Annotated in this window: 3 protein-coding genes; all 3 read right to left on the minus strand. The window is 35.4% G+C overall.

Annotation, left to right across the window (positions count from 1 at the left end; all coding sequences use genetic code 11):
• Positions 1–253: 253 nt before the first annotated feature.
• On the minus strand, positions 254–703 hold the full coding sequence (locus ACRD69_RS25235; RefSeq protein WP_430817911.1) for a hypothetical protein: 450 nt from the start codon (positions 701–703) through the stop codon (positions 254–256).
• A 209-nt stretch (positions 704–912) separates the two neighbouring features.
• The gene (locus ACRD69_RS25240) at positions 913–1,344 is read right to left on the minus strand and encodes a YdhR family protein (RefSeq protein WP_430817912.1); all 432 of its coding nucleotides are present in this window, start codon (positions 1,342–1,344) and stop codon (positions 913–915) included.
• A gap of 356 nt (positions 1,345–1,700) precedes the next feature.
• On the minus strand, positions 1,701–2,363 hold a 663-nt coding region (locus ACRD69_RS25245; RefSeq protein ID WP_430817913.1), incomplete at its 5' end, for a transglutaminase domain-containing protein.

A 2,363-nucleotide genomic window follows, 5' to 3' on the forward strand; every position in this document is an offset into this window, starting at 1 on the left:
CATCAAGCGTAAGGGTGAATAACTGGATTTGTGTGCGGTTTTGGCCTTGGATGTATTTCATACTTGAAGATACAAAATATCTGATCTTGTGATTCTTAAATGATAGGTTTTTAGACAGTCTGACGGTTGGCCGCATGGCGCTTTAGCAGATTTGCGTTTAGATTGTCCGTCCGAGAGGACGAGACTATCGAGGCGGGAATCTGCACGACCAAAATGAGCCGAACTGCTATGCGCTATGTGCGGCGTGTTAGCATCAGTTTTTTATTATTTTTTTTAAATCGTCAGTTGTCTCAAAAATCTGGTCTTTACCAGCAGAAATTAATAAAACCTGTTCTGCACTTTCTTGTTTTAATCTATATTCGGTCCCCCAGTAGTCGTTTTTCCACTTTCGTCTTACAGGGCTATTTGCAATTATTTGTTCAAGGTCAGAAGGCCAGTCACCAGTATCGTTCTTAAATTTTATAATTGAGGTTTGAATTTCTGTCATTTCTCTTTCTGTTCTTTTTAATTTTAGAGGAAAGGTGTTAATTATAAAATGGATAGGAATAATCACCCCAAACAATAGTAATACAGGAATATATAAAAAGTCACTTGGCAATATCCAGCCCCAAAATCCAGGCATTTTTTCCCCACGTTTCTTTCTTGAACGCCACAACAGCCACAAGATAATTAAGTCAATTAGTAAAATTATTAGTGTCACCATTTTAAATTGATGCTAACGGTAAAGGCTATGAAGCGTGGGGGTATGTTACCAGATTTTGCTTCCAAAATCCTAAGTAGCCAAAGCGTTGTATTTTGTTTTAACTTTTCATTTTAGAAAGCCAAATCAAGGATTTGGCGATGGTGGCCCTTTTACTAACTTACCCAATTGCACTGCCTCCCGCATGCTTTATTAGCCATTGTTGTGTATCGTTATTCTCTTAACTCAAACATAATGTCAATCAATTCAGTTGAAGGTGTTTCTGTTAATTCATATGCTGCTGCAATAGTCTTGACTAAATCAGATTCCTTATACTTTGTAAATGATTCCATGGAGTCCCATATATATACACCTCCAAACTCTCCAGGATTTTTAGTTTTTATATAGTATTTCTGTATCAGCCCAGAAAGCTCCCTAAATCGTGGTGCACGTTCTTTCATTCTGAGTTCTATTTCTTCTTCTGTAAGTTTTGTTTTCCCTCTTACAATCAACATAATTGCACCTTTCTGCTTTGTTTCAGTTTGTTGGGTCACTTTGTTTTTAGCTAACTGGTCAGACTTTGTTTTATTGTCAATTTTGCCCGTGCAGCTAATTAAAGTAAGGATTAGAACTATGTAGGAAAGAGAACAGTTGATTAGTTTCATAAGATTAAGTTTAGTTGTTTTTAAATTCTGACTAACGGTAAACTTAGTGAAATTTATACCACTAAGTCAATTCGTTAGCTAAAGGACTTAATCAGCTCTAAAGGATAGGATAAATTCACCTTCAATCTAACCTGTCTGTGCTGATGTGGGGAATGATACACAACGGTTGGCTAGATGAAGCGTATGGAGATTAAACGAGCTAAACTGTCAAAACGCCACTGAGCCAAAGCGCATATTTTGATTTGTTTTTTTCTTTTAAAGCCAAATCTGCGATTTGGCGGTGTTCAATTACCAAACTATTCTCCCAAAATTCAACGAACGCCATATGCTTTATACTAGCGTGTTAGCCCCCGTTTTTATCTTAGATTTAATTTATATGTCACTATTGCCTTGTGCCTATAATACAATGTGAGATATCCCTTTTTTCTATTTTCAAGAGGTATGGAGAAAAGAATCTCATCAGCATTATATTCGATATCAGGTTTTTTTGAGTATTTATCATTATTAAAAGCATAAGTCAAATATGGCAATTTTCCATTTGCGTCTACCTTGAAATGTACTAAATCATTTTCCACAGATTCAATAACTCCACTGTATGAGCTATTAAATTTAATCTCAGACTTGTAGTAGCTTGAATAATACAATGGCAAATTGGCAAAATCCTCTTTAGTTTTCTTTGTAAATAACCACCTTGTATCTTTAGGATAGTGCTTGAAAAAAAACATTTCTGGATTACTGCAAAAGTAATCTTCAGTATATCTTTTAAAGAACTTCTTGGATTCAACAAATCCAGCCCCCCATGTGACATCAATTAACTCCCATCTATTATTAACCTTTGCAGCATTCCATGCGTGTCTGTTTCTTTTAGGTGATTTTCCTATTTCACTTTTCTTAGTCTTTGAGGTACCAGTAACAATTACACACTCGATATTTGTTAAATCACATAACCTCTTAAATAATCTTGAGTAGCCGTCGCAAACTGCTTTTCGTTTTCTTAGTGTTCTTTTGATAGTTTTATT

Source organism: Carboxylicivirga agarovorans (assembly GCF_050589845.1).
Classification (GTDB): Bacteria; Bacteroidota; Bacteroidia; order Bacteroidales; family Marinilabiliaceae; genus Carboxylicivirga; species Carboxylicivirga agarovorans.

Bases quoted from the DNA above. Each gene is read 5' to 3' on its own strand.
- ACRD69_RS25235 (WP_430817911.1), bottom strand. From the start codon at position 703: ATGGTGACACTAATAATTTTACTAATTGACTTAATTATCTTGTGGCTG.
- ACRD69_RS25240 (WP_430817912.1), bottom strand. From the start codon at position 1,344: ATGAAACTAATCAACTGTTCTCTTTCCTACATAGTTCTAATCCTTACT.